At 53.1% G+C, this 15,414-nt stretch carries 16 protein-coding genes and 2 tRNA genes; 7 read left to right on the top strand and 11 right to left on the bottom strand.

The window, feature by feature from the left end:
• Positions 1-60: 60 nt before the first annotated feature.
• Positions 61-1,887: a Lon protease family protein gene (locus GKC68_RS14765; RefSeq protein WP_028723671.1), complete on the bottom strand. Its 1,827-nt coding sequence runs from the start codon at positions 1,885-1,887 to the stop codon at positions 61-63.
• A gap of 95 nt (positions 1,888-1,982) precedes the next feature.
• Here GKC68_RS14765 and matP point away from each other — a divergent pair, with 95 nt between their 5' ends.
• On the top strand, positions 1,983-2,453 hold the full coding sequence (gene matP, locus GKC68_RS14760) for a macrodomain Ter protein MatP (RefSeq protein ID WP_014606174.1): 471 nt from the start codon (positions 1,983-1,985) through the stop codon (positions 2,451-2,453).
• 110 nt (positions 2,454-2,563) lie between these two features.
• On the opposite strand, the gene ompA is transcribed toward matP, so the two are convergent.
• Together ompA and sulA are read right to left on the bottom strand one after the other, a co-directional pair.
• Positions 2,564-3,637: a porin OmpA gene (gene ompA / locus GKC68_RS14755; protein WP_028723670.1), complete on the bottom strand. Its 1,074-nt coding sequence runs from the start codon at positions 3,635-3,637 to the stop codon at positions 2,564-2,566.
• A 351-nt stretch (positions 3,638-3,988) separates the two neighbouring features.
• Positions 3,989-4,480, bottom strand: a complete 492-nt coding sequence (gene sulA, locus GKC68_RS14750; RefSeq protein ID WP_028723669.1) for an SOS-induced cell division inhibitor SulA — start codon at positions 4,478-4,480, stop codon at positions 3,989-3,991.
• A 210-nt stretch (positions 4,481-4,690) separates the two neighbouring features.
• Here sulA and GKC68_RS14745 point away from each other — a divergent pair, with 210 nt between their 5' ends.
• A complete protein-coding gene (locus tag GKC68_RS14745) occupies positions 4,691-5,317 on the top strand; it encodes a TfoX/Sxy family DNA transformation protein (RefSeq protein ID WP_028723668.1) in 627 nt (208 codons plus the stop codon).
• On the opposite strand, the gene yccS is transcribed toward GKC68_RS14745, so the two are convergent.
• Both yccS and GKC68_RS14735 read right to left on the bottom strand, forming a co-directional pair.
• On the bottom strand, positions 5,314-7,461 hold the full coding sequence (yccS, locus tag GKC68_RS14740) for a YccS family putative transporter (protein WP_028723667.1): 2,148 nt from the start codon (positions 7,459-7,461) through the stop codon (positions 5,314-5,316). The genes GKC68_RS14745 and yccS overlap by 4 nt on opposite strands.
• Positions 7,442-7,885 carry a YccF domain-containing protein gene (locus GKC68_RS14735; protein ID WP_014606171.1) on the bottom strand — a complete coding sequence of 148 codons (444 nt, stop codon included), beginning with the start codon at positions 7,883-7,885 and terminating at the stop codon, positions 7,442-7,444. Before GKC68_RS14735 ends, yccS begins: the two co-directional genes overlap by 20 nt.
• A 120-nt stretch (positions 7,886-8,005) precedes the next feature.
• Between GKC68_RS14735 and helD the strand changes: the two genes are divergently transcribed.
• Entirely contained in the window at positions 8,006-10,060 is a 2,055-nt protein-coding gene (helD, locus tag GKC68_RS14730; protein ID WP_058706741.1) for a DNA helicase IV, read from the top strand.
• A gap of 1 nt (position 10,061) precedes the next feature.
• Here helD and mgsA read toward each other — a convergent pair whose 3' ends face one another.
• The gene (gene mgsA, locus GKC68_RS14725; RefSeq protein WP_028723665.1) at positions 10,062-10,520 is read right to left on the bottom strand and encodes a methylglyoxal synthase; all 459 of its coding nucleotides are present in this window, start codon (positions 10,518-10,520) and stop codon (positions 10,062-10,064) included.
• Positions 10,521-10,588: 68 nt separating this feature from the next.
• Positions 10,589-11,227: a DUF2057 family protein gene (locus GKC68_RS14720; protein WP_028723664.1), complete on the bottom strand. Its 639-nt coding sequence runs from the start codon at positions 11,225-11,227 to the stop codon at positions 10,589-10,591.
• A 167-nt stretch (positions 11,228-11,394) separates the two neighbouring features.
• On the opposite strand from GKC68_RS14720, the gene GKC68_RS14715 reads away from it, so the two are divergent.
• Complete coding sequence (locus tag GKC68_RS14715) at positions 11,395-11,808, top strand: CoA-binding protein (protein ID WP_028723663.1); 414 nt, start codon at positions 11,395-11,397, stop codon at positions 11,806-11,808.
• A gap of 33 nt (positions 11,809-11,841) precedes the next feature.
• Here the strand turns inward: GKC68_RS14715 and hspQ are convergent, their stop codons facing one another.
• Together hspQ and rlmI are read right to left on the bottom strand one after the other, a co-directional pair.
• Entirely contained in the window at positions 11,842-12,159 is a 318-nt protein-coding gene (gene hspQ / locus GKC68_RS14710) for a heat shock protein HspQ (RefSeq protein WP_028723662.1), read from the bottom strand.
• A gap of 59 nt (positions 12,160-12,218) precedes the next feature.
• Complete coding sequence (rlmI, locus tag GKC68_RS14705) at positions 12,219-13,409, bottom strand: 23S rRNA (cytosine(1962)-C(5))-methyltransferase RlmI (RefSeq protein WP_047715552.1); 1,191 nt, start codon at positions 13,407-13,409, stop codon at positions 12,219-12,221.
• An 82-nt stretch (positions 13,410-13,491) separates the two neighbouring features.
• Here rlmI and yccX point away from each other — a divergent pair, with 82 nt between their 5' ends.
• Positions 13,492-13,770 carry an acylphosphatase gene (gene yccX, locus GKC68_RS14700; RefSeq protein WP_013025288.1) on the top strand — a complete coding sequence of 93 codons (279 nt, stop codon included), beginning with the start codon at positions 13,492-13,494 and terminating at the stop codon, positions 13,768-13,770.
• Here yccX and tusE read toward each other — a convergent pair whose 3' ends face one another.
• Together tusE and yccA are read right to left on the bottom strand one after the other, a co-directional pair.
• On the bottom strand, positions 13,771-14,097 hold the full coding sequence (tusE, locus tag GKC68_RS14695) for a sulfurtransferase TusE (RefSeq protein WP_013025289.1): 327 nt from the start codon (positions 14,095-14,097) through the stop codon (positions 13,771-13,773).
• A gap of 103 nt (positions 14,098-14,200) precedes the next feature.
• The gene (gene yccA, locus GKC68_RS14690; RefSeq protein WP_014606165.1) at positions 14,201-14,857 is read right to left on the bottom strand and encodes an FtsH protease modulator YccA; all 657 of its coding nucleotides are present in this window, start codon (positions 14,855-14,857) and stop codon (positions 14,201-14,203) included.
• A 221-nt stretch (positions 14,858-15,078) separates the two neighbouring features.
• On the opposite strand from yccA, the gene GKC68_RS14685 reads away from it, so the two are divergent.
• Positions 15,079-15,166: transfer RNA gene (locus GKC68_RS14685), tRNA-Ser, on the top strand.
• Between the two features lie 72 nt (positions 15,167-15,238).
• A tRNA-Ser gene (locus GKC68_RS14680) sits at positions 15,239-15,326 on the top strand.
• Positions 15,327-15,414: the final 88 nt, after the last annotated feature.

Below are 15,414 nucleotides of genomic sequence, written 5' to 3'. Positions count from 1 at the left end.
TATGCCTTCTTTTAGTGAATCACGAATATTAGCGAACAGTTGTACGCTGAGCAAACAGGATTAGCGGTGGTTAAACCAGTTAAGCCAGCGCAGCGGCCAGGATCGCGGTGAGGGCTCAGGCTGATTCATCTGACTGATGCGCTCCTGAATGGTGCGCAGCAGGCATTCGCCTTCGCCGTCTTCCGTATTCCATATTTTCCCCGTGAGCAGCGGCAGCGCTTCATCCGCACTGTCGATCGCCCAGATATGGAAGCGTCCTTCTTCCACCGCGCTCACCACCTGTTGGTTCAGGCTAAGGTGACGAACGTTACAGGCGGGAATAATGACACCTTGCTGACCGGTTAACTCGCGCTGATGGCAGATATCAAAAAATCCTTCAATCTTCTCATTCAGCCCGCCAACCGGTTGCACATTACCAAACTGATCCACCGAGCCCGTAACCGCAATCTGCTGATTCAGTGGTGCACCGGCAAGGGCGCTGATTAATGCGCACAGTTCTGCCAGCGATGCGCTGTCGCCGTCAACTTCGGAATAGGATTGTTCAAATACCAGCGAAGCGGAAAAGGGCAGTTGCTGATCCAGCTCCAGTTCAGCAATTAAATAGGCCTGCATAATCATCATGCCTTTCGCATGAATATTGCCGCCTAACTCCGCTTTGCGTTCGACGTCGGTGAATTCACCGTCGCCAGGATGCACCACACAGGTAATACGGCAGGGATCGCCCCAGGCGCGCGGATGACCGGGATATTCCACAACGGACAGGCCGTTTATCTGGCCGACGACCTCACCTTCCGTTTCAACCAAAATCTGTCGTAGCAGGATTTCATCACGCATACGTTCATTAAGGTAGTTTTCACGCCACAGGCGCGCTTCCAGGGCGTCACGCAGCGCTTCAGCACTGAGCGTCTCTCCCATCAACGCGGTCTCGCGCAGCTGGCGCAGCAGCCAGCGAGGGCAGAGAGGAAGCGTATCCTGATCGCCGCTGTAACGTACACCTTCTTTGATGAGTTCGGGCCAGAAGTCTTCGTCGGGCGCAGCAATATCAGCCTGCCCAGCCAGATCGACCGTCCAGCGACACCATGCGAGCATGTCGTCTTCATCCACAATCTGAATATTTTCTTCAAATTCGGTGTAGATCGCCATTTCATGCGCTGCAGCATCCAGCTCCTGAAAATCGGCCAGTGAATCACGCTCGCCACAGAGCACCAGATTTAGCTTGAGCGGGAGCGGCGGCACGGAAACCGGCAGGGGACGACGTTCGTCCTGGGATTGCCACTCAATGTAGCCTTGCTCAATGCTCTTTTTCAGACGCAGCCACAGCAGCGGCTGAGTGAGTAATGCACGAAGTGAAAGGACTAACGTTCCGCCGTTGGCGCGATGGATCAGCCCCGGCTCAAGTTGGATCCGATCTTTGTGCATCCGCACGCAGCCAAACAGCTGCTCCTGCTCGATCCAGTCAGCATAGTGAATCCCGCCCTGGCTGGTAAAAGGGCGCTGGCTGTCGGTAGGCGGTTGCAACGTGACGTTGTCGGCCAGAATATGGTAGTCACCGCCTGACAGGGTTGATGACTCACCCATAACCCGTTGAGCCGCCTCTACTATCAGCGCAAGGTATTCACGGTTTTCCTGGCTGCGAACCAGCAGCAGGGGAAGACCCTGACTTTGATGATGCAAGTGGGCCAGCGCGTTCAGCAGTCGGGGCTGTACCGTTGCCAGGGCATCGGTCTCTTCGTCAGCGATTCGGGAGAAAACGGATTGATATTGCGTGCTATCCGGCTGTAAGGTTTGCCACGTAAGTTGAGTGCTGGTCAAAATAATCGCATTTGTCTGTTTTGAGAAAAGCGAGATTATACAGGATTCACCCTGCTTAAGCACTGCAGAGTTCATTCAGATGTTGTGACGCTGGCAGCATGTTTTTCGTTGCTGCATCCGGTAAAAAAGCTGTTATTCTTAGTTTGTTACGCGATCACGATGAGATTCCGATGAAATACCAGCAGCTCGAAAATCTTGAAAGTGGATGGAAGTGGAAATACCTGGTGAAAAAACATCGGGAGGGTGAACTGATCACGCGTCACCTTGAACTTAGCGCTGCGCAGGCCGCGGTGGATAAATTACTGGTGATGGAAAATAATCCGGTAGAGATAAATAACTGGATCAGCCAGCATATTCACCCCGACCTGGATAACCGGCTTAAGCAAACTATTCGCGCCCGGCGTAAACGTCACTTCAATGCTGAGCACCAGCACACCCGAAAAAAATCAATCGATCTGGAATATCTGGTCTGGCAGCGACTGGCAGGGCTGGCGCAACGTCGTAACAATACGCTGTCTGAAACCATCGTACAGCTTATTGAAGATGCGGAACGTAAAGAGAAGTATGCCAGTCAGATGTCGACGTTAAAGCAGGACCTGCAGGCAATATTGGGTCATCCCGGGTCTGAAAAAGAGTCCTGAGTCCTCGCGATAAATCACGGATTCAGACTTCGTGATACGGGATGAGCAGCATTGATAAATTCAGACCAAAAAAAACCCCGCACAAGCGGGGTTTTTTTTTAACGGATAACTTAAGCCTGTGGCTGAGTTACCACGTCTTTGATGCCTTTAACGTCGATTTCTACACGACGGTCTGGCGCCAGGCAGTCGATCAGGGCCTTACGACCTTTCACGCTGTCACAGGTGTTGCCAGTCACTGGGTTAGATTCACCCATGCCGCGAGCAGAGATCTTGTTAGCAGGGATACCTTTAGATACCAGGTAATCTACTACTGACTGAGCACGTTTCTCAGACAGTTTCTGGTTGTACTGCTCTGAACCGATGCGATCGGTGAAGCCCAGAACAACAACTGAACCGTCTTTAGGATCCATGGAGCTCAGCTGGCTGTACAGCTGATCCAGAGCCTGCTGACCTTCTGGCTTCAGGGTTGACTTGTTGAAGGTGAACAGAACGTCTGATTTCAGAGTGAAACGCTTGGTCTGTACCACTGGCGCTGGAGCCGGAGCTGGAGCCGGAGCTGGCGCAGCAACATCATCCTGACCGAAGCGGTAAGAAACACCCAGGCTCAGCATGCCGTTGTCTGGACGAGCACCAACGGTCTGTGCATCACCGATGTTGTTAACCCACTGGTAATCCAGACGGGTTGCCCAGTTTTTGGTCAGAGCATATTCAACACCAACGGCTGCCAGTGGAGAAACACCGGTGTCGTGGTCGCTGATGCGAGTGCCAGTAGCCAGGTTCTGCTGAGTAGAGTCTGCACGCCATACCATGCCACCCAGGCGGGTATAGATGTCCAGATCGTCTGCGATTGGGTAGCTCAGTTTAGCAGCCAACTGGATGCCCTGTGCTTTGAATGCGCCGTTAATCTGGTTGCCTTTATTAGGCATACGGCCTAACCAGTCATAGCCCAGTTCGAAACCCAGGTATGGGTTAGCCTGGTAACCAGCGAACGCGCCTGCGCCCAGTTGGCTCTCATGAGTTGGACCGTCGTTGTTTTGGTAACCGTGACCGTAGTAGCCAGTGTCGTGATACTGAGACCAGCCCAGTTTAGCACCGGTGTACCAGGTGTTATCTTTTGGGGCGGCCTGCGCTACGGTAGCGAAGCCAGCCAGTGCCACTGCAATTGCGATAGCTGTCTTTTTCATTTTGCGCCTCGTTATCATCCAAATAGGCAATGAGCATAAAGGTTGCTCTTGGTTTAATCCTTCGCCGGGTCAAAACGCTCGCTTATGACTCTACCGCAAAAAACGGAGGTTATTGAGCACCCTGGCGAGATAAAGTCTACAACGAGATTGGAAACTTACAAGTGTGATGTGAGGCACTTATGTAAAAAAACAGTGTTTTATACATAAATTCTAACAATTTACCCTGAACTTTTGTGAGGTGCTTACCCCACAAAACAGGGGCTAAGCCGTTGTCATTGCTGGGGGGAGCAGAATCAGTGCCTTAGCCTTGAAGGAGATAAAAAATTGCTTGAGATAAATCTCATTTTTTACTTAATGAAACAAATCAGACTGAATTTTTAGCGAGTTTTCTGGTCTTACTGCCGTTTTGAGAGTTTCACCCGAGCGTAAAATCAGCCCCAACGCCTTTCCTTCCGCTGCTGCCTGTTCAAGTTCACGACGTTCGTCCTCATCTAATTCATAAGGAATCCAGGCCAAAACGACGCTGTAATTTCCTGTGCGCAGCGCTTTGATCATCGCTTCAACGGCATTGTAACGTTCGGCATCGGCGATATGCATACTTTTCTCAAGTGGCAAACCGGCTTCCTGCATCCAGACCCGGCTCAACTTGTGCGCAGGGGTTAACCACAGCTGCCAGCGAGACTGCTGGCTTAATTGCTGAAGCAGCGGTAACAGCAGCATCTGCATCATGCCGGGTTGTTCGCTATAGCGTAATTCAGTGATCCAGCCTTTATGAGTCGCCGGAACAGAGGACGAAGCGTAACGGTGAGCAGAGCATACATTACTGGTATGTTGGGTGCGCATAAATTAATCACTCAGCAGTTGACTGTATGGATGTACAGTAATGGTATCCTGGACAAAGATCAACCTGAATTTCTGAAAACGCCTCGCAAAATTTGCATCAGGTTGTCTTTAAACGGATTTATTCATTGAACCTCTAACTGAATTTAATTATCTTCTAACCCACTGAATAGTAACATTTTTAGCAGACTTTTGTTACAAGGAGGTGATGAAATGAAGAAACAGAAGCGGATAATTTTACGCTCAATACAGCAGTTGGCCCCGCTGGGCAAAATTGAATCCCGTACCCAGTTCGGTGGCTATGCACTGGCTGTTGAACGCGTGGTTTTTGCGCTGGTAAAAGAAGACGATCTCTACTTGCGAGCCAGTGAAGAATTACGGCAATACGGGGCAAAGCAGCCGCTGGAACCCTTGACATTCCATAAACGGGGTATTGCGGTAAGCCTCAACTATTTTAAGGTAGACGAGCGCCTGTGGGCGCATCCGGAGCATCTTGTTCGCCTTTCTGCGGCCTCTCTGCAGACCGCCCAACGTGAGCACAATGAGCGGCTGGGTAAGGTGCGGTTAAAAGACTTGCCTAACGTCAGCCTGCGACTGGAAATGATGCTGCATGAGATAGGCATTTGTACCGTCAAACATCTGCGTGAAGCGGGGGCCAGGCAGTGCTGGTTAAGGCTGCGGCGCAATAATCAACACCTCGGCCTTAAAACCTTGTTAGCGCTTCAAGGGGCAATTTCCGGCCATCATCAGGCGGCGCTGCCACAAACCATCAAAACCGAGTTAGGCGAATGGTACCAGGCCGCACTCAGTACGCCGGAATGTAAAGAAAAAGGCCGTTAGCGCCAGTCCAGCGAGCGTCGCAGGCGCGCAATGTCGGGCATCAGGGCAACCAGCAAGCCCAACTGTTGCAAAACCAGCGGCGCACGCGGATCGGGCTCGGCGGTCAGCTGCGCGATGCGCTGCACCAGCTCAATACGCATTTTCTCTGCCCGGCTGTCGCTGACGACATCCGTCTGCAGCACATCTTCAACATAACATACTGTGTCGTCGAGCAGGGCCAGCAGAGCTGGTTGGGTCACTTTGTCGCGATGAGCGCCCAGAGCGGAGATATAGCTCAGTAAGGAGTGATTCAGGCAGAGTAACTGAAACGCCGACTCCCTGAGCTTAATGCTGGTACGGGGTTCGCTGCTCATATTTGATACCACCGATGCCAGCTCAGCATCGGCGTTGTGAGCGTCACGTCGCGCAATACGATAAGCAAGACGATTGTCTTTGCCCTGATGGTACTGCTCCATGATCGCATCAAGATAACGGCAGTTTGCATTAAGCGTGCGAGTGGCAACGGCCGGAAGCTGACGAAAACGCCAGTCAGGCCAGATAAAGCTCACGGCCAGCCAGGCCAGCGCGCAGCCCAGTAAGGTGTCCACTACCCGCGGCAGCGCGACCTCAAAGCCCTCACCCAGCAGATTAAAACAGAGCAGAACCAGCAGGGTGATAAACAAGGTGGCATGCGCGTATTGTACCTGGCGGAAAGCAAAGAAGAGTACGCCCGTCACGACAATCAGAAACAGCTGGCCTTCTACTGAGGGCACCAGCCACAGCAGAGGCAACCCAATGGCAATGCCAGCCAGCGTGCCGCCGATGCGCAGTGCCAGCCTGCGCTGGGTCGCGCTGTAGTTGGGCTGGCAAACGAACAAGCTGGTGAGCAGAATCCAGTAGCCTCGTTCCAGACCGGTAACCTGAATGAATCCGTACCCGGTGCACATGACCACTGACATTCTGACAGCATGACGGAACAGGGCCGAAGAGGGCGTCAGGTGGCGGCTGAAGCGCAGCCTGATGTCGCTCCAGCCGCTGATCTCTTCACGTGACAGCATGTTGTCGCTGTGCTGCGGATCGTCGGCCAGTGCCTGCTCAGATTCGAGAGAAGCCAGCTGCGCATCAATTGCCTGCAGATTACGTAATAACCAAAACAGGGCCCCGGTATGCGTGGCATCCGGATGGCTATCTTCAAGGCGTTGAATCGCATTATGTAAGCGTTCAAAAACACGCTCAAAACGACTGTCATGTTCCCAACGTTCGCGTAGTAAAACAGATCGGGCCAGTTGTCGACAGGCCTGAGCCTGCATATTCAGCAGGCGCTGGAAGCGGAACAGAATTTCGTTATAGCGCCAGTTGCCGCGCAGTAAATGATACTGGAGATGGGAAGAGCTGGCGCGTTCATGAATATCCTGCGCAACAAAATAGTAGTGCAGACTGCGTCGGGTACCACGTGAGCCCCTGTCGCCGCGCAAGCGGCTTTGCAGTGTGGTTTTGGTCAGATTAAGCTGGGCGACCAGCTGGCTGTTCACCATCGCCGCCTCAACAAACGTGGCATCATCCTTCGCATCGGCGTCCGGATCAAACAGATTAGCTTTGGCATCCAGGTATTGCGCTAACTGCGAGAAACTGGCTGCCAGCTGCTCCTGAACCGGGCGAACGGGAAACATGACGTGTCCCAACAGCGTCAACAGGTTATACCAGAGCGCGCCGACCAGCAGCAGGATGGGCTGCAGATACCACTGGGAAAACAGTCCGATGCCCAACATGGTGTAAACGGCAATCAGCAAGGCGCCGAAAGCAATGGTCGCATAGCGCTGACCGAGGGCGCCCAGCAAAATAAAACCCCAGGTGGAGATTGCCAGACCGATAATAAAGGCCAGCGGATGGGGAAAGAGCAGTTCCACTGAAACCGACGCAACGCAAAAACACAACAGGGTAATCAGCAGATTTTTTAAACGACCCGCCAGTCGATCATCCAGATCGGCCAGCGCAGCGGCGACCACCCCAAGCGTGAGGGGAATGGTCCATTCAATCTGCTGCAGCACCCAGGGCACTGCTGCACAGCCGGTTAAGGCGAACAGAATCCGCAGCAGGTAACGCCAGGTGCTGTTAAAAAGATACTTACGCCATCCGGACAGGATACTAATAGCGGCGGCGGGCATTGGCATCACGCGCGGCACGCGCCTCTTCCACAGAGACAACCCGACGACCGACCGGCCACAGTGCAATAGCCGCAATCTTGAAATTCGCGATTCCCACTGGAATACCAATGATGCTGACGCACTGCACAATACCGACAGAGATGTGGGACAGGCAGAGCCACCAGCCGAAAAAAATCAGCCAGAAAATATTCAGGAAGGTGCCGCCGGTGTTCATGATGTGACTTTTGCTGTCGGGACGCAGCACATCCACGTGCACCGCCTCATTGCCGAACGGAAGAAACGAGAGTTTGGTGATTTCCCAGCATGAACGCGTCAACGGCAGGGTAAAGATCAGCACAATGCTGATCAGTGTCGCGAACAGCCAACTGAGCGTGGTGAAGAAGCCACCTAATACAAAATTAAGAATGTTTAAAACAGTGCGCATAACCGCTTTTCCTTTTGCACTCCGCAAGATATGTCGCAGTTTAGCGTGTTTTAAGGCTGGAGCGTCAAGAGTCTGACAGGTAAACTCCGATTACTCTTTATCTCGGTCGTTGGTGTCGGCGTGGAACTTAAAGCAACATCCATGGGCAAACGGCTTGCCCAGCATCCTTACAATCGTGTTCGCCTGTTGACCGCTGGTGTTGAAGTCAGTGGTGATAAACACGAATATCTGATTCCCTTTAACCAGTTGTCGGACATTACCTGTAAGCGTGGCATGGTCTGGGGAGAGCTCGAGTTTCTGCTGGCGGACAATAAGGTTGTGCGTTTGCACGGCACTGAATGGCAGGAGACACAACGTTTCTATCATTATCTGATGCAGGCATGGCAGGACTGGAGCCATGAGATGAGTGACGTGTGTGCCTCGGTTCTGCAGGGCCTTCGTGCTGAAATTGACGGGTTCAGTGAGCAGGACCGCTGGTTAAAACGCAGTGAGCTGCAGGCGATTAACGATCACATTCTCAAGCAGTTTGATGCCATGCCACTCCCGCTGTCACGCATCAACGATTTTGAGTCCTGTCGGGAAAATTGGGCATTTTGCCAACACTGGCTCCAACAGGGCGAGGCCGCAATCCGTCAGCGTAACCGCGACTGGACGGCTGCGATGCTCACGCGTTATCAGGATTTTTTCGCCACGGTTGAGTCCACGCCGCTTAACGGATCTCAGGCTGAAGCCGTGGTAAACGGTGAGGATGCAGTGCTGGTACTGGCGGGCGCGGGCAGTGGCAAAACCTCTGTGCTGGTTGCCCGGGCGGGCTGGTTATTACAACGCCGACTCGCCGGCGCCGATCAGATTCTGCTGTTAGCCTTTGGCCGTCATGCTGCTGAAGAGATGAACGACCGTATCCAAAGCAGGCTCCAGGCAACGGATATGCAGGCACGTACTTTTCATTCTCTGGCCTTGCACATTATCCGCGAAGGCAGTAATAAACAGCCTGTCATCAGTAAACTGGAAAGCGACGCCGCCGCGCGCCGGGCCTTATTAATCGACAACTGGCGTCAGCAATGCCATGAAAAGAAAGCCCAGGCGAATGGCTGGCGGCAATGGCTGCGTGATGAACTGGCGTGGGAGGTCGACGAAGGGCCTTTCTGGCAGGACGATCGCCTGGCTGAGCGTCTGGCACCGCGGCTCGAACGCTGGTTAAGCCTGATGCGCATGCACGGTGGTGCGCAGGCCGCCATGATTGACGGCGTTCCTGAGGCGCTACGTGAGTTGTTCAGTAAACGCATCAAGCTGATGGCACCGCTGCTGAAGGCCTGGAAAAGCGCACTCAAGGAAGAAGGCGCCGTCGATTTTTCAGGGCTGATTCATCAGGCCGTAGCGATCCTGGAAAAAGGGCGTTTTATCAGCCCATGGAAGCATATTCTGGTGGATGAATTTCAGGATATTTCCCCCCAGCGTGCAGCCTTGCTCAGCGCCCTGCGTCAGCAAAACAAGCGCACTACGCTGTTTGCTGTTGGCGATGACTGGCAGGCGATCTACCGCTTCAGCGGGGCTGAAATGAGCCTCACAACGGCATTTCATCACTATTTTGGTGAGGGCGATCGCTGCGTGCTGGACACGACCTATCGCTTTAACGATCGTATTGGTGAAGTTGCAAATCGCTTCATCCAGCAAAATCCGCATCAGCTACGCAAACCCTTAAACAGTCTGGTTAAGGGCAATAAAAAATCCATTGCCCTGTTACCCCAGGATCAGTTGGAGCTGTTGCTGAATAAGCTGAGTGGCTATGCAAAGCCCCACGAGCGGGTGCTGATACTGGCGCGTTACCACTATTTGCGCCCGGACGTACTGGATAAAGCCAACACCCGCTGGCCAAAATTAAACATCGATTTTCTGACCATTCATGCCAGTAAGGGCCAGCAGGCAGATTACGTCATTCTGCTGGGGCTTCAGCAAGGTAAAGAAGGCTTTCCGGCGGCGCAGCGCGAGTCGATCATCGAGGAAGGCTTGCTGCCTCAGCCCGAAGCGTTTCCGGAGGCGGAAGAGCGGCGGCTGGCCTATGTTGCGTTAACCCGCGCGCGCCAGCAGGTCTGGTTGCTGTTTGATAAGCAGCAACCTTCGGTCTTTGTCGAGACCTTCCGTGAGCTGGACGTGCCGGTGCTGCGTAAAGCCTGAGTTATTTCAGGCGATCGGCAAGATAACGTGCATAATCCGGAATACGGATATCGACGGGCTGATCAAACAACGGCGACTGAATGATAAAATCGGCGGTCGCCCGGTTGGTCGCGACCGGGATATTCCAGACCGTCGCCAGACGAAGCAGCGCTTTGACATCAGGATCATGAGGAACCGCATTTAGCGGATCCCAAAAAAAGATTAGCGCATCAATTTTGCCCTCGGCAATAAATGCACCAACCTGCTGGTCTCCGCCCATTGGGCCACTCAGCATTGCATTAACGTTCAGGCCGGTGTGACGATTGATGAGATTGCCAGTCGTGCCTGTCGCATAAAGAATATGAGGTTCCAGCGCGGGTTGATTACGCGTCACCCAATCCAGCAGAGAGTCTTTGCAGTGGTCATGAGCGACCAGCGCGATATGTTTTTGTTTTGCAAGCGTACGTAAGGTGTATTCCATAACAGCATCCTGATGCAAAGGAGCAAAAACGCCCGTTGCAGCAGTTTACCCCGCGCCATTTCACTCTATCAACTTGCCCGCAGCATTTTGACCAGATTGATGAACTGTTGACGAGTGGCCTCATCGAAACGCTGAAACCAGTGCTGAATTGACGGCGTAGTGGTTTCAACCGACCAGGCAAGATCGGCAGTAAGTTGTGCTGACGGGGAAGAGGGGGTGAGACTGGCGAACTGAGGCACCGAAGCCGCTAAGCCCATACGATTGTATCTGACCATCGCTTTTTCAACATCCGCACCAGCCGTAACCGGCAGGCGATCGCGCACGCTGAAAACCTCTTGACCCTTTTCATCAACCAGCCTGAACGTCGGTGAACGGTCAAAGTTATGTCTTTCTCGTGAATTGCTGAGCGGAGGCAGGCGGATGGCGATGCTCCTGGCTTCGGCGGTGAATGTTACGATCATCGGCACAGACTGATACGACTGAGAAGGGGTTTTGCTGTCACCAGGCGGTTGTTCCACCCGAAACAGGAACTGATGTTGACCCCGCTCCAGTTCTAAACTGTCAGCCCCTTTCAGCAGTGAGCCGGAGATCTTGCGACCGTCCAAAACCAGCAACGTGATTTGAGGATCAAGCTTCAGGGTAATAGCAGAGCAGGATGCCGAAACGAGGAGAGCAATGAACCCCGTTACAGCCATTGACAGCTTCATTTCGACTCCGGTTAAAAATGAATGGATGTAGCAAATTCTTACAGTATGGCATTAAGTTTACAATTATACATATTTATTACAGCGAAGCGGCACAATATGTATTTGCGACGCGCCGCGAGTGTGTAAAGGCTCAACTACAATGAAGATCAGACAGAAAGGAGAACCCCATGAATGATCAGACTATTCGCGACGTATTGACCCGCACAAAACGTATTGCGTTGGTTGGCGCCAGCGATCGCCCCGAACGCCCCAGCTATGGGGTAATGAAGTATTTGCTCGATCAGGGTTATGAAGTGATTCCGGTCAGTCCTAAGCTTGCAGGTCAGACTCTGTTGGGACAAACCGCTTATGGTTCGCTGGCAGAAGTACCCGGAAAAATTGACATGGTTGATGTGTTCCGCAATGCGGAAGCGGCATGGGGCGTCGCGCAGGAAGCCATTGCAGTCGGTGCGGACACGCTCTGGTTACAGTTGGGCGTGATTAATGAGCAGGCTGCCGTGCTGGCACAGGATGCGGGCATGACGGTCGTGATGGATCGCTGCCCGAAAATTGAAATCCCGCGACTGGGAATGGGGCAATAACGACAGCGGCGGCAAACAGATTGCCGCCGGCTGTTAGTGACGCAGATGCGGTGCCTGGAGCTGCTTACGTACTGAAGCGGCCAGTTCATCCATTGAGGGTTGCTCTGGATGTTCACGGCTGGTTTCACCGGCAAGTTGAATTTCGGCGACGTAGGTATGGACCTGACTGCCTTCTTCATCTTCCATGACCACGTGATACCAGGGCGCGCTGCGCAACGTGTCAGTTGCCCCGATCTCGTCCAGCTGTGGCTCATCTAACGCATATTCAGGATCGACATCCACGATCACACCCAGCACGCCGGATAACCGATGACGAACCTGCTGACCAATACCAAATTTACTGGCAATCATGATGACCTCCGAAAAAACTGTCCTGCATAAGAGATGGGGGCAAAGACAGTTTTTTCAAGTTACATGACGCGACAGGCAAAACCTTTCAGGTAAAGACCTTCGGGGTAGGTGGCGATCACAGGATGATCGGCAGCCTGGCGGAATTGCTCAACGAACTGGACGTCACGGCCTGCATCCAGCGCGGCATCCGCAATAATTTTCTGGAACAGGTCTGTTGCCATCAAGCCTGAACAGGAGAAGGTCAGTAACATCCCGCCAGGATTCAGCAACTGAATGGCCAGCATATTAATGTCTTTATAGCCACGGCAGGCGCCCATCAATTGGCTTTTGTTCTCAACAAATTTGGGCGGATCCATAATGATAAGATCAAATTTCTCACCCTCATCGCGGTAGCGGCGGAGTAGCTTAAAGACGTCATCGCGCTGAAACTGGGCACGGGACAAATCTAAACCGTTCAGTTCGACGTTTTGACGTGCCACATCCAGGGCATCCTGCGACGTATCAACGCTAATCACTTCTTTACAGCCGCCGATCAATGCCGAAACGGCAAAGCCTCCGGTATAAGAAAAGCAGTTCAGTACGCGCGCGTCTTTGGCATAGCGGCGTGTGGCATAGCGGCTGTCTCGCTGATCAAGGTAGTAGCCCGTTTTATGTCCGCCCTGGATATCTACCAGCAGCTTCATATCGTGCTCTGTGATCGGCAATAGCGCGGGAGGCTGTTCACCGGTTACGGTTCCCTGGGTCAGTTCCAGACCTTCTTTTTTACGTACTGCGACATCTGAGCGATCGTAGATAGCGCAATCCGGAAAACACTGCTGCAACGCGGAGATAATGGCGGGGCGCTGATACTCCGCGCCGGCAGACAGCAGTTGCAGCACCAGAAACTGACCAAAGCGATCGATAGTCACGCCTGGCAGGCCGTCTGACTCCCCGGCAATCAGACGATAGCTGTCCAGGCCGTCGCGTGCAGCCAGCCAGTCGCGCCAGATTTGTGCCTGCTGAAAACGGCGGACAAAAAAAGCGATATCGACAGATTCGTCCTGCTGCCAGCTCCAGACGCGAGCGCGAATTTGTGACTGAGGTGAATAAGCGGCACGCGCCAGCCATTTACCGTTACTGTCACAGACATCAATAGTTTCCCCTTGTTGGGCTTTCCCTTCAAGGCGGGCGACGGCCCCAGAGAAAACCCAGGGATGACGACGGAGCAGGGACTTTTCACGTCCCTTGGCGAGAATCAATCGAACTGTCATAGTTTGCTATGCTTACCTGAAAAAATGAGGCGCTATTGTCCAGTGGATAACGGCAAATTGCAACGAACAGCGGGAGAGAACCATGGCGAGCATGTGTTACAAAGCCTGGGTGCAGGGCACCGTGCAGGGCGTAGGTTTTCGCTACAGCACTCAGGCGAAAGCCAACGCGCTCGGTGTGCAGGGTTATGCGCGTAATCTTGATGATGGCCGGGTTGAAGTGCTCGCCTGCGGTGAGGCAGAGCAGGTCGAGGCGTTAATCGCATGGTTAAAAGCCGGTGGGCCGCGCACGGCCCATGTGGAAAAGGTGCTGCTGGAGCCGCATCAGCCCGGCGACTTCCCCCGCAGTTTTACCACCGGTTAATTAAAGGCATTTGGCAGGCTTGGGCAGGCCAGCAATTTTTGTCGCCTGTTTGGCGGGCCCTTCAGGAAACAGCCGAAACAGGTAGCGGCTGTTACCTTTCTCTTCGCCATACTTTTTCGCCATCGCCTTCACCAGCATACGCACGGCGGGAGAAGTATTAAATTCCAGGTAAAAGTCACGGACAAAGCGCACGACTTCCCAGTGGGCTTCCGTCATTACGATGGCCTCGTTGTCAGCAATCTGCTGTGCCAACTCTTCGCTCCAGTCCTGGTGGTTTTTCAAATAGCCTTCGGCATCCACAGCTATTTCGTCACCCTTATAGTTCATCACGCGTCCTCATTATCATTCGGACTGCAGTTTAGCAAAATGCCACCGCAGAAAAAGCAAAAACCCCGCCTGAGCGGGGTTCGTAGCGCGCAAGCGGCGTCCATTAATTACTGCGGGAAAAACCTAAAATGCTTAACAGGCTAACAAAGATATTATACAGGGAAACATACAGGCTTACCGTGGCGCGAATATAGTTAGTTTCGCCGCCATGAATAATATTGCTGGTTTCCCACAGAATGGCGCCAGCGGAGAACAGGATAAACAGGGCGCTAATCGCCAGGTGAAGAGCAGGCAACTGCAGGAACAGGTTAGCCACAACGGCCACCAGTAACACCACGAAGCCCGCCATCATCATGCCGCCCAGGAATGACATGTCACGACCTGTTGTCAGCACATAGGCGGAGCAGCAGAAGAACACCAGCGCTGTACCGCCTAACGCCAGCGCGATCACATCGCCCATTCCTGCCGTGAGGAAAGAGCTTAAGATTGGCCCAAGGCAGTAACCCAGAAAGCCCGTAAAGGCGAAGGCAGCTAAAATTCCCATTGGGCTGTCAGCCAGGCGATAGGTCAGAAACATCAGACCGTAGAAGCCCACCAGCATCAAAATTAAACCGGGTGCCGGTAATGCCAGGAGTGTACTTGCCGTGGCGGTCACCGCTGAGAAGGCGAGCGTCAGGCCCAGCAGAAAATAGGTGTTACGCAGCACTTTGTGCGTGCTGAGTAATGACTGTCGCGATGATGAAGAAACTATTCTGTCCATGTTGCGCTCCTGTAAGGCAGAACACCAAATATGCTCTGAGAATACGCAGCCCTATAAAGAGGGAAAAGCCGTTTTACCCTTCTTTACGCGTTAAGGTGTTAATTCTTTGAGCAGAATGGCGATTTAGCCAACGAATAACGCGAATTTGGCTGTTTTTCACGCGAACGGATTATCGCAGGCTTTACATCTCCAGAGGGGATGTTTATAGTGCGCGTCATTGCGGAGGGGTGGCCGAGCGGCTTAAGGCAGCGGTCTTGAAAACCGCCGATGGGAAACCATCCGAGAGTTCGAATCTCTCCTCCTCCGCCACTTCATTGCCACCAGGCATGAAGTGGCAAGACAGTATACTATCATCTTGCCTTTGCAGTAGCGTTACAACCCGGAGGGATGGCCGAGCGGCTTAAGGCAGCGGTCTTGAAAACCGCCGATGGGAAACCATCCGAGAGTTCGAATCTCTCTTCCTCCGCCACATTTTACAGGCCAGCACAGTGTGCTGGCCTGTTTCGTTTTGGTTTCTCTTCTCACGCCCGTATAAAATTCTTCCTGCTTTTCAGCGG

The organism is Pantoea sp. RSPAM1 (genome assembly GCF_038816185.1).
Classification (GTDB): Bacteria; Pseudomonadota; Gammaproteobacteria; order Enterobacterales; family Enterobacteriaceae; genus Pantoea; species Pantoea ananatis.
This window is presented reverse-complemented; position numbering and strand designations above follow the sequence as displayed.